This is a genomic window from Alteromonas sp. LOR (genome assembly GCF_000753865.1).
In the GTDB taxonomy this organism is placed as follows: domain Bacteria; phylum Pseudomonadota; class Gammaproteobacteria; order Enterobacterales; family Alteromonadaceae; genus Alteromonas.
In genome coordinates this window covers 53,342-73,202 of sequence record NZ_JQFW01000056.1, presented here as the reverse complement: position 1 = coordinate 73,202, position 19,861 = coordinate 53,342, and the positions used below count along the sequence as shown (strand labels likewise).

Sequence of the window (19,861 nt, the reverse complement as noted above, 5' to 3'; positions counted from 1 at the left end):
TTTCAAAAGAGTATCTTGCAATGAAAAGTTTAACCCGTTTTATGGCAGTGGTAGGTCTCACTGCACTTATCGCTGCATGCGGTGATAAGCAGGAATCTGATCAAATGATGCAAGCGAGTAAGGGTGTACCGGTAGATGTAGCTACTGTGGTATCACAACGCTTGACCGAGTGGGACAACTTTACTGGTCGCCTAGAATCGCCGCATATTGTAGCGCTTCGCCCTCGTGTTTCAGGCTATGTTGATTTTGTTGCCTATGAAGAGGGTGAATATGTTGAGCAAGGACAAACCCTATTTCTTATCGACAACAGAATGTTTAAAGCAGAGGTATCCCGTTTAACGGCGCAGCTTGAAGAAGCCAAAAGCCGACTATCTCTTGCCAAGCAAAATTACGACCGTGCCTTTAAGCTGCGCGAAACTCAAGCGGTATCAGAAGAAGTGTTAGATGCTCGACTAGCCGAAAAGAATCAAGCGACGGCGAGTCTAAATCAAACTCAAGCTTCATTAGAAGTTGCTAGATTAAATCGCGGTTTTGCCCGTGTTGAAGCGCCTATTTCAGGGCGCGTGTCGCGCGCCAATATCACCGAAGGTAACTTTGTTACCGCAGGGCAAACCGAACTTACCCGTATCGTCTCTACCGACCGTCTGTATGCCTACTTCGATATTGACGAGCAAACCTACCTTAATTACTTATCTGATAAAACTAGTGCCTCTAGCGCGGTGAGTGAGCAGCCAGTAGCAATGCGCCTAGCAAACGAGAACGATTACATGCACTGGGGGCAAATCGACTTTATTGACAACCAGGTTAATGCGAATACCGGAACCCTTCGCGTACGCGCTGTGTTCGACAATGAAAACGGCCGTTTAATTCCAGGTTTGTTCGCTCATTTGAAACTTGCTGGTGATACCAATGAGAAGGGCATACTAATTAAAGAAAGAGCCATAGGAACAGACCTTAATAATAAGTATGTGCTTGTGGTAAATGATGACAATAAAGCGGAGTACCGCCCAGTCACATTAGGCGACAAAGTAGGAAGCATGCGCATTATTAAACAGGGGCTGTCTACAGACGACACGATTGTAGTTAACGGACTTCAACGAGTTCGCCCAGGCGCGACCGTAGCCAGAAACAAAGTTCCCATGAGTGATGAAGATGCCCTTGCAAACTTAGAGCATTGGCAGTCTCGCGTTGATAGCGCAACGCAAGTTACCCAAAACATGGCGCAAGTGGAAGACGTGTTATCAGGAGGTTCATTTTCTACCGGTTCAGCAACGGCAGGCCTTAAGTAATGAATGTTTCGCAATTTTTTATCAGCCGGCCGATATTCGCCGGCGTATTGTCCATACTTATATTTATCGGTGGTGCTATTGCGGTATGGCAGCTACCCATTACTGAATACCCAGAAGTGGTGCCACCCACAGTTGTAGTCACGGCGAACTATCCTGGTGCTAACCCTGAAGTAATAGCAGAAACCGTCGCCACGCCGTTAGAGCAAGAAATTAACGGGGTAGAAAATATGTTGTATATGTCGTCGCAGGCTACAAGCGACGGACGTATGACGCTCACTATCACTTTTGCCATTGGTACCGACCCAGACGATGCCACAACTCTAGTACAAAACCGTGTTAACCGCGCGACCCCTCGATTGCCACAAGAAGTACAGCGCCTTGGTGTAGTGACCGAAAAGTCATCCCCAAACTTGACTATGGTGGTGCATTTAACGTCACCGGATAATCGTTACGACATGCTGTACTTGTCGAACTACGCTGATCAAAATGTGAAAGATGAACTAGCCCGAATTGACGGTGTTGGTCAGGTGCGTTTATTTGGCGCAGGTGAGTTCAGCATGCGCGTATGGCTTAACCCAAGTAAGCTTGCTGCTCTGCAAATGAACCCCGGCGACGTGGTTGCCGCTATTGCTGATCAAAATCAACAGGCTGCCGCTGGTAGCTTGGGCGCACAGCCTACTGGGTCTAGTGAATTTCAACTGTTAATCAACGTTCGCGGCCGTTTAAAAGACGAGTCAGAGTTTGAAAATATCATCGTTAAAACTGGCGATGATGGTGAAATTACGCGACTAAAAGATATAGCGCGTATAGAGCTTGGTGCAAATACTTACTCGTTACGTTCACTGCTTAATAACAAGCCGGCTGCGGCAATCCCTATCTTTCAGGCTCCAGGTTCAAATGCAATACAGATCTCTGACGATGTCCGCGCTCGCATGGCTGAATTGTCTCAGCTTTTCCCTGAAGGGCTAGAGTTCGACATTGTTTACGATCCCACTGTGTTTGTTAGGGGCTCCATAGAAGCGGTAGTAAACACCCTTTTTGAAGCCGTGTTGTTGGTGGTGCTGGTCGTGGTTCTGTTTTTGCAGACGTGGCGCGCCTCAATTATTCCCTTAGTAGCGGTCCCTATTTCGTTGGTAGGTACCTTTGCGTTTATGCAGCTAATGGGCTTTTCCCTCAATGCGCTGTCTCTGTTCGGATTAGTACTGGCAATAGGTATTGTTGTTGACGATGCCATTGTGGTGGTGGAAAACGTAGAGCGAAATATCGCAGAGGGTAAAACACCTTTTGATGCCACTGTGCAGGCGATGAAAGAGGTCACTGGGCCTATCATTGCCACCACGCTAGTACTGGCTGCAGTATTTGTTCCCACTGCATTTATGAGCGGCTTAACTGGGCAGTTTTATAAACAGTTTGCATTAACCATTACCATTTCAACGGTTATCTCTGCGATAAACTCTTTAACGCTTAGCCCAGCGCTGTCTGCGCTGTTGCTAAAACCTCACGGCAAGTCTAACGATTGGCTAACGCGGGGGATGGACAAAGTGTTTGGCAGATTTGTGTTTGCGCCTTTTAATCGTTTGTTCGAGCGCAGTGCTAAAGGGTATACCAATGCAGTTGGTGGATTAATCCGTAAGAGCAGCATTGTATTAGTGCTTTACGCCGGCCTTATTGCGCTAACTTACAATCAATTTGCTACCACCCCAACGGGATATGTGCCCCCTCAAGATAAGCAATATCTTGTGGCGTTTGCTCAGCTTCCTAATGCAGCAAGTTTGGACAGAACTGAAGAAGTTATTCGAGAGATGTCGAGTATTGCTATGGAACACCCTGGTGTCTCAGACGCGGTAGCATTTCCTGGGCTAAATATTAACGGATTTACCAACAGCCCCAGCTCGGGCATCTTGTTTACGCCGTTAAAACCTTTCGATGAGCGCGAGTCTCCAGAGCTATCGGCAGGTGCTATTGCCGCTAAATTGAATCAACAGTTTGGCTCGATTAAAGGCGCCTATGTGGCTATTTTTCCACCGCCTCCGGTAAATGGGTTGGGTACGATTGGTGGCTTTAGACTTCAGGTTGAAGATAGAGGCAACCTTGGATTTGAAGAGCTAGAGCGAGTCACTCAAGAAGTGATTGGCAAAGCGTGGCAGCATCCTGCGCTTACCGATGCCTTCACCAGCTTTACCGTTGCCGTTCCGCAATTAGATGTAGATGTGGATCGGGAAAAAGCAGTGAGCCAAGGGGTGAACATAGATACGTTATTCACCACCATGCAAGCTTATCTAGGCTCGCTGTATGTGAACGACTTCAATCTATTTGGGCGAACTTATCAAGTGAACGTGCAGGCCGATGCACAGTACCGTCAAGATATAGAAGATATTAGCCAATTCAAAATACGAAACGCTCAGGGCGACATGATCCCCCTTGGTTCTTTTTTGGATGTTGAGCATAGCGCCGGCCCAGACAGAGTGATGCATTACAACGGCTACATTACGGCGGAAATTAATGGCGCACCTGCACCTGGATATTCATCTGATCAGGCTAGAGCCGCTATTGAGGAAATTCTTGCCGAGACATTACCGCTAGGTATGACCTACGAGTGGACAGAGCTCACCTACCAGCAAATACTGGCAGGTAACGCAGCGGCTTACATCTTCCCACTTGTTGTGCTGTTGGTGTTTCTCGTACTCGCGGCGCAATATGAAAGCTTGCGTTTGCCGTTAGCCATTATTCTTATTGTGCCTATGACCCTGCTGAGCGCGTTAATCGGGGTTAAAATTTATGGTGGTGACAACAACATATTCACTCAAATAGGGTTAATTGTGTTGGTTGGCTTGGCAACCAAAAACGCCATTCTTATTGTGGAATTTGCGAAAGAGTTACAAGACAGCGGAATGAGCGCGTTAGCGGCAATCAAGGAAGCAAGCCGATTGCGTTTACGGCCTATTTTAATGACTTCAATTGCATTCATTATGGGTGTATTGCCTATGGTGCTCTCTACTGGTGCTGGGGCTGAAATGCGTCAAGCTATGGGCGTAGCGGTATTCTCCGGCATGATAGGAGTCACCGTCTTTGGCCTAATCCTTACACCAGTGTTTTATTACTTACTGAAACGAAAAGGCTAGCGTTTATGTAAATTTCACACGCTATCCGTTGTTACCAAACGCTTCTGTTATTTCAGACGTTTCTTTATTTAAGATTCTCCCGTCTACCCAAGCGTTGCTCTCTAAAGGAGCATTTTTAGGCCACTCAATTGAGTGGCCTTTTTTTATTTTGGTTGTCTTAGATTGCTGCTGGTTTATCCTTATTAGCCCGTATTTTTACTCATGAGTACGCTGGCGCAAAATAATGTAGCCTAGGTAAGACGTTAAAAAAGTACTATTATTCAATTTACTATGTTCGCGCTATCAGCGAATCGTTAAAAACTTAAGCACAGATGAAGACTTAAGCACAAAGGAGGTCATTCACATGAAAGTAGGAGCGGCAATTGTTATCGCAGTAGGTATGATCCTTGCTGTTGCGTTTCTTGGTACGACGATATCTGCATCGATGAAAGACATGCAGACATGGAATAGGGTGGTGACGGTAAAGGGGTTATCAGAGAGAGAGTTTGTTGCCGACCAAGTTATTTGGCCAATTCAGTTTGTGGATGCCGGTAACGACTTGCCCGAGCTTTACGATCGTATTGAGTTAAACAGTGAAACAGTAGTACGCTTTTTAACAGATAGCGGCATTAAGCCAGATAGTATTACTACCGGCAAACCCCAGATTACAGACAAGCTTGCACAGCAGTATGGTGGAAGTGAAAGAGCGCCATTTAGGTATAGCAGCGTACAAACCATTACGGTTTTTTCATCGCAGGTTGAAACGGTTCGCACAGCGATGCAGCAAATGGGTAAACTTATTAAGTCGGGAATAGTGCTATCTGAAAACCGCTACGAGGCCCAGCCCGACTACGTGTTTACACGGTTGAACGAAGTGAAGCCTTCTATGATTGAAGAAGCCACATTAAACGCGAGGGAAGTGGCTGAAAAATTTGCAACAGATTCCCAAAGTACGTTAGGCAAAATCAAGCGAGCCAATCAAGGTCGCTTTAGCATTAGCAGCAGAGATAGCTACCATCCTCATATTAAAAAGGTGCGGGTGGTTTCGACCATAGATTATACGTTAGTCGATTAATCGCTAAAGGCCATATTTAAGCTGAGTGCTATATTCACGTTAAGGGCTTTATGTAAGCTGAAGGCGCTATGAGGTTCAAGGCTTATTTGATGCTAATGTCTAGTAGCACTAAGGTTGAGTTTCGTGTTTAATCGGCGCCGTGAGTTCGCTAACGTTAACATCACAGTAGAAAGGGCTGCGGTAACGCACTCATTCTAGCAAAAACAATGAGAGATCATGTCACAGCAGAAACCACAGTCTGAACAACTGGAGTTCTTTGAAATACCAAGCCCGTGTATTGGGGTTTGCGAATCAGGACCTCGTGGTTTTTGCAAAGGGTGTCTTAGAAGCCGAGATGAACGTCTTTATTGGCTTCAAGTGAATGATGCAACGAAACGCCAAATTATAGCGGCCTGCATGAGGCGTAAGCGCGCCATTATTGCCAGAGCACGCAAACAGCAACTAGAAGCACAAAGTAAGAAGACAAATAGCCAAATAGGCCTGTTTGAGAACGAGCAACGCGATAATGAATAGCTGACGAGCCAGAGCCCAAAGGCTTTAGAATCAGTTGTTATAGCCGCGTCTAATACCAATTGAGAGTGTGTTAATGTCGATAAAGAAATACGTAAAGTTTGCCACTAAATCCTTTGCGCTGCCCAATGTATGCGTAAGGTTGCGTGAATTACTCGACTGCCCACGCTCAAGCGCTGAAGACATAGGTAACTTAATCAGTATTGACCCCTCGCTTACGGCTAAGGTGCTACGCCTTGCAAACAGTTCTTTGTTCCGTTTTCCCTCTCAAATTGAGTCTGTGTCAAAAGCCATTAACGTGATTGGCGGAGAGGCGCTGTATAACTTAGTTGTCTCTGAAACAGCCAGCACTGCCTTCAAGTGTTTTGATTCTGAACTTATCGATTTAAAGCAACATTGGCATGCGTCTGTTTATTCAGGCATGTTAGCCAAACACCTGGCTATGAGTACCAATGCGAAAGTCATAGAGCGCTTTTTTGTGATGGGAATACTGCAAAACTTAAGCGAGCTTGTAATAGCAAAGCGTTCGCCAGAGCTTTACCAACAATATTTAGACAGTGATAAATCACTACTTCCTTACCAGCGACAAAAGCAGCTTTTCGGTTTTACCTTCGCACACTGTAGCGGTATCATATTGGAAAGTTGGAACTTACCTATTGGTTTATTCTACCCAATCACGCATGTGAACGATGTGGCAAGACAGTCGTCAGATCGTGAAATTGGGGTGCTGGCGTTGTCCAATCGAATTGCAGTGCGTCAGTTAGACGAAGAAAATCATTCAGATATTGAACTTTTTACTTCTGAAATAGCCAATACAGTAAGTTTGGACATGGAAATGGTGAGTAATGCCACTGATTACGCAGAGCGTGAAACAGTGAAAATTGCTGCACTAATCAGATGAGTCAAAGCGTAAACCGCAAAGTGAATATAGTGCTTCAGTAAATATATTACTTAAGCGAATGTTATTATAGCTAGTCATTGCTCACTCGTGGCTCAACGCTCAAATGGACTTGAATAAGTGTTTTTACTTAAAAGCACTTTCAAATAGAAAGTTCATAAAAGCCAATAACAAAAACGATAAAGCCAACGTTAATTTAATTATGCTCACTGACCTCATCAAGACCTGCATCGCGCTGTGCGTTATGTGCACCAGCATCTCTTCATCTGCGCAGGCCACCGATCTTATTCAAACGCTTTACCACGCCGACTTCACTCCGGACACGGACGATACCATCCCGCGATTTAATCTTGATGGCGAGCTGGGCGTTTTGGTAAACACCGGAAATACATCTGCGGCAAGTGTAAAAGCCGCAGTGAATGCCGACCATGAGACCGAAACGTGGAGCAGTGTGTACTTCGCAGAGCTTCTTTATAAAGAAAGTGCCACCATTGGTGCTAAACGAGATATTAGTGCCCAGCGCTTCTTTGGTAGCGCTCAATTTGATTACAAGCTTGTGGCCAATGGTCGTCGAATTTTTATGTATGGCGATTATGAGGATGACAGGTTTACTGGTTATGAGCACCGTGCGTCACTAGCAGCGGGTTATTCAGAGCGACTTTGGCGCAATGAGGATAGCGAATTTCGCTACAGCATTGGCCCTGGCTACAGCTTCATTGAAGCGCAGGCGGACAATAACACCATGGTAAACGACGGCGTTATAGTCAGAGCCTCAGCGGAATACAAATACCGCTGGAGTTCAGGCGCCAAACTCAGGCAATTTGTGAGTACCGAAGCTGGAGAAGAGAACACCAAATCCCGCAGTGAAACCTCTTTATCTGCTAACGTTTTCGGCTCCCTTGCCATGAAGTTATCCTTCATTTTAAACCATGAAACAGATACAGCAGAAGATATAGCGCCTCTAAGCACCGAAACCTCTGTGGCTCTTGTTTACCAATTTTTTTAGACCTTGTATATCCGTTGCGCATTTTACTACTTTCGTCGATTTTTTGACCTTTTCACGTTGACTGTCAATTTTTAATCGGTACACTGCGCGGCACACATCACCGGCAGCGATTTGTATCGTTGTTAATATCCTGAAAATGGTTGTGTTGCGTCGTCAATGAAGTGATCGCAGCGTAACGAAGGGAAAGTTAATCAATAGGACTGTTCAATGAATAAGCGCGTTCTCGCATCGATAATCGCATTCTCACTTGCACCATCTGCTTTTGCTCAAGACAAGCCAAAGCCATTTACTATGGAAGGTGAGTTAGGGTTTATCTCAACAACGGGTAACACAGAAACCACATCGATTAATGCTGGTATTACTGCGCATCAAGAGCTAGAGATGTGGAGCAATGATTACCTTATCGAAGGTCTTTACAAAGAAGAGAGTGTAGAGGGAGACGATGGTGAAGACGTTGAGTTTACATCAGCGCAAAAGTTTTTCGCCTCAGCTCAGGGTAACTATAAATTAGAAAATCCAGATAACCGCTTGTTCGGCTTTGCGTCCTTCGAAGATGACCGCCTTAGCAACTTTAATTATCAAGCTACACTAGCACTGGGTTGGAACCAAAAGGTATTACAGAACGAGAGACATACATTAGAGTATTCAATTGGTCCGGGTTACTCGTTTGTTGAAACGCAAGATGGCGAAGATCAAGACAGTGTTATTGTCCGTGCTTCAACAGCCTACTCGTGGTTAATTTCAGACACGTCTAAGTTTACTCAAACACTGAGTACGGAAGTAGGTTCTGAGAATACAAAGTCTCGTGCTGAATCGGCATTGACTGCAGTGATCTCAGGCAACCTTTCAATGCGTTTGTCGTTCAAAATGGACCATAACTCAGACGTCGCTGATAACAGAGATAATCTTGATACCGAAACAGCAGTTAGCTTGGTATATAACTTCTTTTAAACCAGCCTATTCGCTAGCAGTATTCACTGTTTAGCTATAAAAAAACGCCGCATAGACATTTGTCGATGCGGCGTTTTTATTTGGGCTATTCACCATTTGAACGTGCCGCTATGCAGCCTAGTGCAATATACGTGTCTTTATAGTGCCGTCAATTTGCTGAAGTTCAGCAAGGGCTTCATAGCCTCTGTCTTCTTTAACGTCTACTACCACGTAACCAATTTCAGCGTTCGTTTGAAGGTACTGGGCTTCAATGTTGATGCCTTTCTCTGCAAACGCTTGGTTAATTTGCGTAAGAATACCTGGCTGGTTTTTGTGAACGTGAAGCAAGCGTGAGCGGCTGTTGTGCTCTGGTAGCGATACTTCTGGGAAGTTAACTGCAGACAGGGTTGAGCCGTTATCGCTATATTTTGCAAGCTTACCCGCCACTTCAATACCAATATTCTCTTGTGCTTCTTGGGTGCTTCCCCCAACGTGTGGCGTAAGAATGACGTTGTCGAATTCTCGTAAAGGTGATTCAAACTCTTCGCCATTCGACTTAGGCTCTACTGGGAATACGTCAATGGCAGCACCATTTAACTGGCCGCTTTTAAGTGCCCCTGATAGCGCGTCTATATCAACCACTGTTCCGCGAGACGCATTAATGAGTATGCTGCCAGGCTTCATTTGTGACAGCTCTTTTCCACCTATCATGTTTTGCGTTTCAGGTGTCTCAGGCACGTGAAGCGTGACTACATCAGAGGTGTTAAGCAGTTTCTCTAGAGACTTAACTTGAGCTGAGTTACCCAGCACTAGCTTGTCTTCGATGTCAAAAAACTGCACGCGCATGCCCAAGTGTTCTGCCAAGATGCTAAGCTGGGTACCAATGTGGCCATACCCAATAATTCCCAGCGTTTTGCCTCTTGCTTCGTAAGAGCCAACTGCAGTCTTTTCCCATTCTCCGCGGTGTGCCTTTGCATTTTTGCTTGGCACTTGACGAAGTAAAAGAATAATTTGGCCTAGCACCAGCTCGGCAACAGAGCGAGTGTTTGAAAAGGGCGCGTTAAACACAGGAATACCGCGGCGCTGAGTAGCAGCTAGGTCAACTTGGTTTGTACCAATACAAAAGCAGCCAATGGCAACGAGCTTCTTAGCGGCATCCACCACCTTCTCAGTAATTTGGGTACGAGAACGAAGTCCGACGAAGTGGGCATCTTTGATTTTTTCAATCAACTCATCTTCTGGAAGAGAAGTTTTAAGATACTCAATGTTTGTGTAACCGTTATTTTTCAGTGTTTCGAGCGCGCTCTGGTGAACACCCTCTAACAATAAAATTCGGATTTTGTCCTTCTCAAGTGAAACTTTACTCATGAACTCGCTGTCTCTCGCTGTTGTGTTTCGGTTCGAAAATATGGATTGAGCCATCTAGACGTCTAAAAGGAAAATAACAGAAAACGCCCTCAGTTAAAAGGAGTATTTCACTTAAAGGTTTTTACACCTTCATCGGTTGCTGAAAGCACGATATCCGCGCCGCGCAAAGCGAAAATTCCGTTAGTAACAACACCGGGAATATTATTAATTGCTTGCTCTAATTCACGAGGATTGAGTATGTCTAAATTGTGGACATCTAAAATGACATTGCCATTGTCGGTCACAACACCTTGACGGTATTCAGGATCGCCACCCAGTTTTACTAGTTCTCTAGCCACAAAAGAGCGCGCCATAGGGATCACTTCCACCGGAAGGGGGAAATTACCGAGGACAGGAACGCGCTTACTGTCATCAACAATACACACGAATGTTTTTGCCACGCCAGCCACTATTTTCTCACGTGTAAGCGCAGCGCCTCCGCCTTTAATCATATGCTTGTGTTCGGTGACTTCGTCGGCCCCGTCAATATACACCGATAGGTTGCTAACGTCGTTAAGCTCGAAAACCTCAATGCCTAACGCTTTAAGTTTTTCAGTAGAGGCTTCAGAGCTTGATACAGCCCCCTCTATTTTATGTTTGATTTTGCCTAATTCTTCAATAAAAAAGTTAACGGTTGAACCTGTGCCTACTCCAACAATGCTGTCTTGTTCAACATAGTCTATCGCCGCTTTTGCCACTGCTTGTTTTTTCGCGTTCTGATTCATTGTTACTCTCCTTTTGGTTTGCTTGAAGTGTAACCGATAAGGCGCAAAATCGCAGCTTTATGTCTTTAAAAGAAATAGACTTAGGACCAGGGCCTAATATCGGAAAAGGAGAGTATTCGCTTAGGGGTAACAATAATATCTACCGGAATATCCCAAGGCTCAAAGGGCAGGGTCTCAACTTCTTGCTCATCGTGTGCAATACCAATCAAAATGGGCTTCTTTTGAGTAAATCGAGTAATTTGAGTAAATACGAGCGTTCGGTCGTAGTAACCGCCGCCCATGCCCAGTCGGTTGCCTTTGCTATCAAAGCCCACCAATGGCATTAAAATAACGTCTATGGTGCTAGTGGGAACAACGTTGTGGCAGGCCAGTTCAGGCTCATCAATGTTGTATTTATTTTTTACCAGCGTGGTATGTGGGCCATACTCAAGAAACAGCAGGTGGCCTTTACAAACAGGATGTAGTACGGGCAGTGAGAACGTGGTGGGCATCGTTGTAAGAGCTGATTTAGGACCTGATGTAAGAGCTGATGCAGCTGTTGATGCTGAGAGAGACGTAGATGAATAATCGAAGCTGCTCGTCACTTCTTTGTGCATATCTTTGGCACGGGTAAACGCATCCTGCATAAAGGCGCTGAGGTCTAGCTCTCCATCATTCACCAAATACCCAGCAATTGTTTTTGCTGCGGCCACGCAGGGTAACGAGTTGAGCTGTTGGCTAATTTGCAGCGCAGAATGTGCACGTTGCTCAGGGGGGATACTATTTCTTACTTTTCTCAGACTCTTGCGCAAATGTTTGCGTAGGCTTGCTTTGCTCTTAACACGTTCAGTATTGGGTAAAAACTCACTCATCGCCATGCTACTCTCAAACCAACTTGCTCTTAATCATGCTTTTAATCATTCCTTCAATGAGTGCACGCTTAATCTAGGCTAGCTCGGTCAAAGCCCTTTTAAAATAGACACTTTTGACCAAGGTATTTTTAACCAATGTATTCTTAACCAAGGCAGTCATAACCAAGATAATCTTATCCAAGGCAATCTTAACCGAGGCAATCTTAACCGAGATAATGATTAAGCACTTTTACCAAGTTTGCTGCATTAATCGGTTTCGTCAACACGTCGTCCAGTCCTCTCTCTTTCAAAGTGTCTGACGTAGTAATAGCATCTGCGGTGAGTGCTACGATAGGGAGGTTAGGGTATTGCGCTTTAATCAGCCTAGATGCTTGATCGCCCTGAATACCGGGTAAATTGATATCCATTAAAACAAGGTCGGCGTGATTGGATTCAATGTATTCAACGCCGTCTTCACCGGTATCAACAATGGTAAACGCCAGCCCTAATTTTTCAAAAAGCGCTACGATCACCGCTTGGTTAATCTGATGGTCTTCTACAATCAGAATATTAACAGGCCTTGAGATAGAAAGTTGGGCAGAAGCATTTTGCGGGGAGGCTTCTGACACATGATTTTGGTCCATCTGCGCAGATGGAATTGAGATACTGACTCTTGTACCTTCTTGCAGCTTACTTTTAAGCTTTATTGAGCCATCCATTAGCTCAACCAGTTGCTTAGATATACTCAGTCCCAAACCAGAACCAGGTATTTTATGTGCATTATCCATACGCTCGAATCGAGTAAATAGGCGCGCCTGATCGTCATCGCTAATACCAATACCTTCATCGGAAACAGTAAATATTAAGGCGCCTTTTTTGTATTTTACTAGACAAGTCACCGCCTTATTTCTAGGCGTAAATTTAATGGCATTGGAAAGTATATTTAGCGCAACTTGCCCAAACTTAGTGTCATCTAAATAAATAGAGGCCGGAAGGCTAGTATCTAATGTAGCAGTAAAGGTGATGTCGTTTTGTTCGGCGCGAACCCGGGTTACTGAAAACAGGTGAGTGAAAAAATCGTTCGTATTAACAGCGCGTGGCATCACACGCATTTTACCCGCTTCTATCTGCTTAATATCAAGCACTGAATTGACGATCTCTAGCAGGCGTTCGCCGCTTTTACTAATGTGCGACAGTGACGAACTAAATTGAGATGGAAGCGACAGCTTTCGAGCCTCACTTTCTAGTAAATTACTAAACGTGTTAATCGCGTTAAGCGGCGTGCGAATTTCATGGCTAACATAAGACAGAAAATCAGACTTAAATTGGCTTGTGCGCTCTAGCTCTCTATTTTTACGTTTTAATTCTAAATGGGCGACAACTGATTGCCCCAGTGTTTCCAGCGCTTTTTTCTGTTCTTCTGTTAGTTTATTTGGCTTTTTATCAATGGCGCAAAGCGTGCCAATTGGATAACCAGAAGGGGTAATAAGCGGTGCACCCGCATAAAATCGAATATCAGGAGAGCCAGTTACAAGGGGATTGTCGCGAAAACGTTCGTCTTTAGTGGCATCAGGAACTTCGAATACTTTTTGCTGCAAAATAGCGTGCGAACAAAATGCAATATCGCGGGATGTTTCTTCGGCATCAAGGCCCACGCGAGATTTAAACCACTGCCTATCGAGGTCGATAAGACTAATTAGCGCGATAGGCGTACCGCAAATCTGTGAGGCAAGCGCAGTAAGATCGTCGAAAAGCTTTTCAGCTTCAGTATCTAAGATGTCGTAGCTTAGAAGTTCAGCTAACCGTTCTTTTTCGTTCTCTGGAATAGGTGCAGACTTCATAGTACTGGTTTTAAACCTCAATAGTACATGTTAGTAGGGGGAATCTACTGATTCCCCTAACAATATTACTAAAGAGCGTAGGTGTCTATGAACAATTTCTCAAGTCTACTATGGTCTACTTTTGTCGCTACTTTGATGGTATTTGCGTCGTTCCAAAGCGGACTTGGTGTTGTGCCTTTAGGTGCAACCACCGTTTGGCCTCTGTCTAGCTCGCCTGTTCCAACCCTAACGTGGCCTTCGGTTAATTCGAAAAGCTCTGGGTGGCGAAGGTGGGCAATAGGAAACGCATCGTGGAAGAAACACACTCTGTCTTCTCTATTTTGCGAGTAAAAATCCATGTAGAACTGAGCGCTTTCTTGTACGAAACCACCTAGCGTTGGGTTTTTCTCAGCAAGTACGTCAACAAATGTAGGCGCAAATGGAACGTCGTTGGTTACGTCTAAACCAAACATGGTTAAATCCCAATCTGCAGCGCACACAATCTCTGCTGCATAAGCATCATTCCAGATATTCGCTTCTGCAACCGGTGTTACATTGCCAGGTACAAACGCAGCACCGCCCATAATGCTTACGCCTTTAACCAACTTAGGAAGTTCTGGCTCTAAACGAAGCGCTAGCGCTAGGTTTCCAAGTGGGCCTATTGCAACTAACGTGATTTCGCCTGGGTATTTACGGGCCAAATCAACGATAAACTGTGCCGAGCTGCGTGGGTCAAGCTCACCTTTAGGCGGCTCTGGCTTAATGTGGCCAAATCCGTGCTCTCCATGAACGAAGTGAGCATAGGTCGACTCTTCGCCAACCCACGGCATGCCAACCCCTTTCGTTACTGGAATGTCGTTTTTGCCAGCCAGTTCGCAAAGCGTTAGGGCATTTTGCGCAGCCATTGTAACGGGAACATTACCGTAAACCGTTGTTAAGCCAAGCAGTTCAATATCAGGTGATTGAAATGCAAAAAATATGGCCATTGCATCATCAATGCCCGGATCGGTGTCTAATATTATTTTATGTGCCATGAAATTCTCTCTGGAATAATTTTAGCCGGAATGCTTTGCTAAAAAACGATCTACTTCTTTTTGAGTTGGAATGCTCTGCGCAGCGCCTTCTCGTGTAACCGCAATTGCTGATGCCGCGCAGCCGCGTTTAAGCGCCTGTTTAGCGTCTGTGTGATGACTGTATGCTGATAAGAAGTATCCGATGAAGGTATCGCCTGCGGCGGTCGTATCGACAGCATCAACAGAAAAGGCATCAACGTTAACGACTTCGCCTTTTCTAAGCATCATTACACCGGCTTTACCCAAGGTGATAATGACCTCACAGTGGGCCCACTGCTGCTTAAATTCAGCAACAATGTCATCCATTGCTTCTTTACCAGTTAATGCGGCTGCTTCTGTCTCATTAACGATAAGCAAGTCTATACAATCGTGAGGCAACGCTTTAACCGACTCGCTCATTGGCGCAGGGTTAAAGGCAACTTTCAGCTGTTTTTCTTTTGCTTGGCGAAGCACTTCGTCAATGCTGCTAGTTTCGTTTTGCGTTAGTACCCAGTCTGAGGGCTTAGTGTCATCTAACGCAGCCATAACGGTTTTAGCAGTAATGGTTTGATTTGCACCGCCAAATAGAACGATGGCATTTTCGCCGCTTGGGGTAACTTGGATTATGGCATGACCTGAGGGAGTCTCAGAGCATTTTACGCCGCGACAATCCACACCTTTTTTGATCAACGCTTGCTTAAAAGAGGCGTCATTTTGGTGGATGCTGCCTACATGCCTAACGTCGGCACCGGCTTGCGCTAACGCAATTGATTGGTTTGCGCCTTTACCACCTAACAAGGTTTGGTAGTGCGTGGAGGCGATTGTTTCACCAGGTTGAACAAAATGCTCTACTTGGTAAACGTGGTCGATATTAATGGAGCCAAAATTTATTATTGCCATTTCTTCTTCCGTCGAAAGAGGGCGTCTCCCAGAATGCCGCGTGTCCATTTTCGCCCGTGAACCGAAATGTTCAGGGCGGAAGAATCACTATGACCGTAGGCTTCTCGATACGAGCCGAGCTTGCACAATAGTTACAGTTTCAACTTCCTAGGTTTATAGCATCGGCCAGGGACATGAATGAACTAGCAAACATCCCAGGAAACATTGTTGTTGTATTAACGCAACAGGGTATATGAAACGCATGTACTAGTGAAGGAGATCACTCTTATGCGTAGCAAAACTTTGCGTTGTTGAGTATAGCTGCTTAAAGAATGTTTTATTCTTGACCATTTGGTCAGCACCTGTTGGTCAGCAAGTATACACGCAAATGCGACAAGCTCAAGAAAACCGCATTCTCTCTTTACGCCAGCGCTTTCTCCCTGTTGCAAAGGGAAGTCCTTGTCCACGTCTTAATGGTAGTAGAAATACACGTGGGTTACCAGAGAAGTTAAAGGTTTTGCTGCTTTTGCTCACTCGTTTGAACAGTGAGTAATCAAATTGGCAAAAGTAGGTTTTATATCCCGATTTTGCTACTATAAACCCATAGTATAAGCACGGCGGTTATCTTTTTGACGTTGTTTTACTTCGCGTGGTTCACTCACACCTAAGCGGGTGTGCTCAAGCCTAAAAAAGCGGATAAAGGCAAAGAGAATAATTTCCATGCATTACATCAAATTTCAAACATAAAGAGAGTTACCAGTGGAAAAGCAGCTTGATTACGACAGCGTTACCAATAAATTGTCACAACATGGCGTAATAGTAGACGGCGCCGAAATACACGGCATCCTCTGCGGCATGTTGTGCGGTGGTATGTCTCTTACCGATCAAAAATGGTTAGAAGCGTTAAGCGAAACGGTGAATCAGGACGAAAGCTTTAGTGAGCCGGTTGTTTTTACGTTAACGACGTTATTTAACCAAACTTGCCAGCAGTTGTTAGAGCCTGAGTTTGCACTTACTTTGCTACTTCCAGAAGACCATGCCCCAATAAACGATCGCGGCGCTGCCCTTATTAATTGGGTGCAAGGGTTTATGCTTGGGTTTGGATTACACCAGCAAGATTTAGTGAAGTGCAGTGATGATGTAAAAGAAGCACTTGAAGACTTTTCTGACATTTCTCGAATGGAAGAGCCAATGGATGCAGACGAAGAGTCTGAGAAAGCACTTTTTGAAGTAGAAGAGTATGTAAAGATTTCAGCGATTCTATGCTTCAGCGAGTTGGGGCAGTCATTGCTGGACGACCAAAAAGAAAAGCCTTCAATACATTAATTACGAAGAGCCCATTTTTTAGAGCTGGGTTTTAAAACTGGGCTTTAAAAGTGGGCGCTAATTCTTAGGCTCTAATACGTGAGCACGAGTGCTTGAGCTTTAGAAATGAGCTTTGAATCCTGAAATTTAACACTTAAATTCTAAGAACGATTTTTATAAGCAGGTTTCTTAAATATAAACCACTTATAAACAAACTGCTCATAGGTTGAGTAAGTAAAAGTAATAAAAAAATGCTGCAAAAACACCGTTTTCTAAAAATAATGCCGACAGGGTTTGTGAATTTATGATTAGCGCGCAAGAGTTTATTTCTAGGCAAGATAGATTATTAGCACAGTGCCAACCAAACAGTGTATGCATTGTTCCCGCAGCGTCTTTAGTTACCCGAAGTCGAGATACGGAATATCTATTTAGACAAGACAGCGACTTTTGGTATTTAACGGGTTTTGAAGAGCCAAACGCATGGTTAATCATTTCAAATCATCCCCGCTATGGTGAAAGCTACCGCGCAATGGTAGTGCAAGCTAAAGACAAACAAGCGGAAGTGTGGCAAGGAAAACGATTAGGCGCTGAGGCGGCATTGTCTCGATTTAGCCTAGACGAGGCATTTGAAGAGCAAGAGTTAGAAGAAGCCATTCTTGAAGCAATGCAGGGACAGCAACATCTTTATGTGGCTCTTGGTGTAAACGAGCAGCACGATCAGTTAATTGTTAACGCCTTAAAGACGTTGAAAGAGGCCCCGAAACAGTCTCTTGCACCTGCTACTGTGCACGATATACAGCCTTTGCTACACGATATACAGCCTTTGCTACACGAGATGCGCGTGTATAAGTCGGCAAGTGAAGTTGCGGTTATGAAAGCGGCCTGTGAAATAAGTGCTCGTGCCCACAAGCGCGCCATGCAGTTTGCGTACCCAGGGTGCTTTGAATATCAGTTAGAAGCTGAACTTCATCATGAATTTGCCATGGCGGGCGCACGAAGTCCGGCTTACGGTACCATAGTGGGTAGCGGGGAAAATGCATGCATACTGCACTACACGCAAAACAGCGCTCAGGTTAACAACGGCGATTTAGTGCTTATTGATGCGGGTGCCGAGTATCAAGGGTACGCTGCCGATATTACGCGCACGTTTCCAGTGAACGGTAAGTTTAGCGACGCGCAACGCGCCATATACAGTTTGGTCTTAAAAGCGCAAAAAAGCGTTTTAGATATGCTGGCACCGGGCGTTACTTTACCCCAGGCAATGACTCACAGCGCAGAAGTGATCACCGAAGGTTTAATTGAGCTGGGCATATTAACCGGCAGTATTGCGGAAAACTTAGATAATCAAACCTGGCGACAATTTTATATGCACGGTTTAGGGCACTTTTTAGGCCTAGACGTGCACGATGTTGGCGACTACAAGCACGATGGCGATGACCGAGCGCTCAGCCCTGGCATGGTCATTACCGTAGAGCCTGGGATCTATATTAGTAGCGATTGCGATGTGCCAGATCGTTTCAAAGGTATTGGCGTGAGAATAGAAGACGATGTAGCTATTACCGCTACTGGCGTTGAGATACTCACTAAAGACGTGCCAAAAGAGATTGATGAAATTGAGGCACTAATGGCGTAATTTAGCCTTAAATAAGACTGGGCTAAACAAATGCACCTAGAAGGAACGTACTGAGTGAAGAGTGTTGATGTAGTTGTTGTTGGCGGCGGAATTGTCGGTTGCGTTCTCGCAAAAGGGCTGTCCCAGGGCTCAGGGCTGAAAGTAGCTCTGATTGATTCGGCAGCGCCAGTTTCATCAAGCTCGCTGAAAACAAAAGCACCAACAAACACACCTGTCACCAACGACTTCAATCCATTTACCGATACCCGTGTTATCGCCCTTGCTCGCCGCACGGTACAAGAGCTTACCGCACTCAACGTACAGTTAGATAAACTGGCAGAATACAGCTTTGGCGAATTACCGCCGACCATTAATGCTATTGAAGTAAGCGACAGTGGCCACCTAGGGTTAGTGAATTTAGCAGCAAAAGACTTCCACATTTCCTCGTTTGGGCAGGTGGTCTCGTTAAGTGCATTGACTAAGCTTGTTGCAGACTCTAATGACAGTTACGAGCATGTAGCGCCTGCAAAGGTAGTGAGTGTAAAGCAGCATGTTGCACACACCGACGTTACCTTAGATAACGGCGAAAGTTATCGGGCTAAGCTGTTGGTGCTGGCCGATGGCGGTCGCTCTCCACTGGCTGAGCAGGTGGGCATAGGCAGAAGTGAAAGCGACTACGGTCAAACCGCCATTGTGTTTAACGTTCACACCCAGCTATCTCACGGCAATAAGGCATACGAACGTTTCACCGACTCTGGCCCATTAGCGTTTTTACCCTTTGATAACGAAATAGACGGTGAAAAGTCATCAAACAATGGGTTTTCAGTGGTGTGGACAGTAAAATCTGACAAAGCCGCTCACCTATTAGCCATGTCGGCCAATGAGTTTGCTAACGCTTTACAAGGCGCGTTTGGCTATCGCCAAGGTAAAATAGAAAAGGTAAGCGATAAAAGCAGCTATCCACTTTCACTAAAACTTGCCAGTGACGTAATGGCTCACCGAACAGTGATTGTGGGTAATGCTGCACAGGCGCTTCATCCCATAGCGGGACAGGGCTTTAACCTGGGCCTTAGAGATATCCACACCTTGATATCGGTGCTTACTCGCAACACGATATCACCCTCTGACCCGGGCGATTTCTCTGTTTTACATGAATACGCAAACAAGAGAAGCAAAGACAGAAAAGCCACGGTGGCGCTCACCGACACCTTGGTACATACATTTTCTAACCGTCACTTTCCCCTTGTTGTAGGGCGAAATTTATCGCTACTTGCGCTTGGAATGTTGCCCGCTGCCAAAAAGCAGTTTGTTAAGCAAACCACTGGATACGGCCTTGGCGCTAAGTGAGCCATTGCCACGCACATAGCTGAAGTTAACCAGTTTTTAAACGAATTCAAACTAAGGCTCTAACGAGCGTTAACC

Annotated in this window: 17 protein-coding genes and 1 other RNA gene; 11 read left to right on the top strand and 7 right to left on the bottom strand. The window is 45.2% G+C overall.

Translation table 11 applies throughout. The annotated features are described in order from the left end of the window. The first annotated feature begins 20 nt into the window (after positions 1-20). The 7 genes from JV36_RS0115795 to JV36_RS0115765 all read left to right on the top strand — a co-directional run bounded on the left by JV36_RS0115795 (position 21) and on the right by JV36_RS0115765 (position 8,830). Positions 21-1,289 carry an efflux RND transporter periplasmic adaptor subunit gene (locus tag JV36_RS0115795; RefSeq protein ID WP_032097497.1) on the top strand — a complete coding sequence of 423 codons (1,269 nt, stop codon included), beginning with the start codon at positions 21-23 and terminating at the stop codon, positions 1,287-1,289. After that, positions 1,289-4,411 carry an efflux RND transporter permease subunit gene (locus tag JV36_RS0115790; protein WP_032097498.1) on the top strand — a complete coding sequence of 1,041 codons (3,123 nt, stop codon included), beginning with the start codon at positions 1,289-1,291 and terminating at the stop codon, positions 4,409-4,411. The genes JV36_RS0115795 and JV36_RS0115790 overlap by 1 nt, the downstream gene beginning before the upstream one ends. Positions 4,412-4,754: 343 nt before the next feature. Beyond that, the gene (locus JV36_RS0115785; RefSeq protein ID WP_032097499.1) at positions 4,755-5,465 is read left to right on the top strand and encodes an SIMPL domain-containing protein; all 711 of its coding nucleotides are present in this window, start codon (positions 4,755-4,757) and stop codon (positions 5,463-5,465) included. A gap of 216 nt (positions 5,466-5,681) precedes the next feature. Then, positions 5,682-5,978 carry a DUF1289 domain-containing protein gene (locus JV36_RS0115780; RefSeq protein ID WP_032097500.1) on the top strand — a complete coding sequence of 99 codons (297 nt, stop codon included), beginning with the start codon at positions 5,682-5,684 and terminating at the stop codon, positions 5,976-5,978. A gap of 73 nt (positions 5,979-6,051) precedes the next feature. After that, entirely contained in the window at positions 6,052-6,876 is an 825-nt protein-coding gene (locus JV36_RS0115775; RefSeq protein ID WP_032097501.1) for an HDOD domain-containing protein, read from the top strand. 103 nt (positions 6,877-6,979) lie between these two features. After that, on the top strand, positions 6,980-7,879 hold the full coding sequence (locus JV36_RS0115770) for a DUF481 domain-containing protein (RefSeq protein ID WP_235207867.1): 900 nt from the start codon (positions 6,980-6,982) through the stop codon (positions 7,877-7,879). 207 nt (positions 7,880-8,086) lie between these two features. Further along, positions 8,087-8,830: a DUF481 domain-containing protein gene (locus JV36_RS0115765; RefSeq protein WP_032097502.1), complete on the top strand. Its 744-nt coding sequence runs from the start codon at positions 8,087-8,089 to the stop codon at positions 8,828-8,830. 117 nt (positions 8,831-8,947) lie between these two features. On the opposite strand, the gene serA is transcribed toward JV36_RS0115765, so the two are convergent. The 7 genes from serA to ssrS all read right to left on the bottom strand — a co-directional run bounded on the left by serA (position 8,948) and on the right by ssrS (position 15,747). Further along, on the bottom strand, positions 8,948-10,177 hold the full coding sequence (gene serA, locus JV36_RS0115760; RefSeq protein WP_032097503.1) for a phosphoglycerate dehydrogenase: 1,230 nt from the start codon (positions 10,175-10,177) through the stop codon (positions 8,948-8,950). A gap of 107 nt (positions 10,178-10,284) precedes the next feature. Next, the gene (gene rpiA, locus JV36_RS0115755) at positions 10,285-10,941 is read right to left on the bottom strand and encodes a ribose-5-phosphate isomerase RpiA (RefSeq protein WP_032097504.1); all 657 of its coding nucleotides are present in this window, start codon (positions 10,939-10,941) and stop codon (positions 10,285-10,287) included. An 80-nt stretch (positions 10,942-11,021) separates the two neighbouring features. Beyond that, positions 11,022-11,792 carry a 5-formyltetrahydrofolate cyclo-ligase gene (locus JV36_RS0115750; protein ID WP_081926668.1) on the bottom strand — a complete coding sequence of 257 codons (771 nt, stop codon included), beginning with the start codon at positions 11,790-11,792 and terminating at the stop codon, positions 11,022-11,024. A gap of 203 nt (positions 11,793-11,995) precedes the next feature. After that, on the bottom strand, positions 11,996-13,612 hold the full coding sequence (locus JV36_RS19935) for an ATP-binding protein (protein WP_032097506.1): 1,617 nt from the start codon (positions 13,610-13,612) through the stop codon (positions 11,996-11,998). A 68-nt stretch (positions 13,613-13,680) separates the two neighbouring features. Further along, complete coding sequence (locus JV36_RS0115740; RefSeq protein WP_032097507.1) at positions 13,681-14,625, bottom strand: nucleoside hydrolase; 945 nt, start codon at positions 14,623-14,625, stop codon at positions 13,681-13,683. A gap of 21 nt (positions 14,626-14,646) precedes the next feature. Continuing rightward, positions 14,647-15,543: a ribokinase gene (locus JV36_RS0115735; RefSeq protein WP_032097508.1), complete on the bottom strand. Its 897-nt coding sequence runs from the start codon at positions 15,541-15,543 to the stop codon at positions 14,647-14,649. A gap of 21 nt (positions 15,544-15,564) precedes the next feature. After that, a non-coding RNA gene (ssrS, locus tag JV36_RS19475) (6S RNA) lies at positions 15,565-15,747 on the bottom strand. A gap of 118 nt (positions 15,748-15,865) precedes the next feature. Between ssrS and JV36_RS19620 the strand changes: the two genes are divergently transcribed. From JV36_RS19620 to JV36_RS0115720, 4 genes are all read left to right on the top strand, one after another. After that, positions 15,866-16,075: a hypothetical protein gene (locus JV36_RS19620; protein ID WP_152561610.1), complete on the top strand. Its 210-nt coding sequence runs from the start codon at positions 15,866-15,868 to the stop codon at positions 16,073-16,075. 206 nt (positions 16,076-16,281) lie between these two features. After that, positions 16,282-16,848, top strand: coding sequence for a UPF0149 family protein (locus JV36_RS0115730; protein WP_032097509.1), 567 nt, complete (start codon positions 16,282-16,284; stop codon positions 16,846-16,848). Between the two features lie 283 nt (positions 16,849-17,131). Further along, positions 17,132-18,460: a Xaa-Pro aminopeptidase gene (gene pepP / locus JV36_RS0115725; RefSeq protein WP_032097510.1), complete on the top strand. Its 1,329-nt coding sequence runs from the start codon at positions 17,132-17,134 to the stop codon at positions 18,458-18,460. A 54-nt stretch (positions 18,461-18,514) separates the two neighbouring features. Further along, positions 18,515-19,786 (top strand): FAD-dependent monooxygenase, encoded by a 1,272-nt coding sequence (locus JV36_RS0115720; RefSeq protein ID WP_032097511.1) that lies wholly within the window; start codon positions 18,515-18,517, stop codon positions 19,784-19,786. Positions 19,787-19,861: the final 75 nt, after the last annotated feature.

Coding starts and splice junctions, on each gene's coding strand:
- JV36_RS0115795 (WP_032097497.1), top strand. CDS start 21: ATGAAAAGTTTAACCCGTTTTATGGCAGTGGTAGGTCTCACTGCACTT.
- JV36_RS0115790 (WP_032097498.1), top strand. CDS start 1,289: ATGAATGTTTCGCAATTTTTTATCAGCCGGCCGATATTCGCCGGCGTA.
- JV36_RS0115785 (WP_032097499.1), top strand. CDS start 4,755: ATGAAAGTAGGAGCGGCAATTGTTATCGCAGTAGGTATGATCCTTGCT.
- JV36_RS0115780 (WP_032097500.1), top strand. CDS start 5,682: ATGTCACAGCAGAAACCACAGTCTGAACAACTGGAGTTCTTTGAAATA.
- JV36_RS0115775 (WP_032097501.1), top strand. CDS start 6,052: ATGTCGATAAAGAAATACGTAAAGTTTGCCACTAAATCCTTTGCGCTG.
- JV36_RS0115770 (WP_235207867.1), top strand. CDS start 6,980: ATGGACTTGAATAAGTGTTTTTACTTAAAAGCACTTTCAAATAGAAAG.
- JV36_RS0115765 (WP_032097502.1), top strand. CDS start 8,087: ATGAATAAGCGCGTTCTCGCATCGATAATCGCATTCTCACTTGCACCA.
- serA (WP_032097503.1), bottom strand. CDS start 10,177: ATGAGTAAAGTTTCACTTGAGAAGGACAAAATCCGAATTTTATTGTTA.
- rpiA (WP_032097504.1), bottom strand. CDS start 10,941: ATGAATCAGAACGCGAAAAAACAAGCAGTGGCAAAAGCGGCGATAGAC.
- JV36_RS0115750 (WP_081926668.1), bottom strand. CDS start 11,792: ATGAGTGAGTTTTTACCCAATACTGAACGTGTTAAGAGCAAAGCAAGC.
- JV36_RS19935 (WP_032097506.1), bottom strand. CDS start 13,612: ATGAAGTCTGCACCTATTCCAGAGAACGAAAAAGAACGGTTAGCTGAA.
- JV36_RS0115740 (WP_032097507.1), bottom strand. CDS start 14,625: ATGGCACATAAAATAATATTAGACACCGATCCGGGCATTGATGATGCA.
- JV36_RS0115735 (WP_032097508.1), bottom strand. CDS start 15,543: ATGGCAATAATAAATTTTGGCTCCATTAATATCGACCACGTTTACCAA.
- pepP (WP_032097510.1), top strand. CDS start 17,132: ATGATTAGCGCGCAAGAGTTTATTTCTAGGCAAGATAGATTATTAGCA.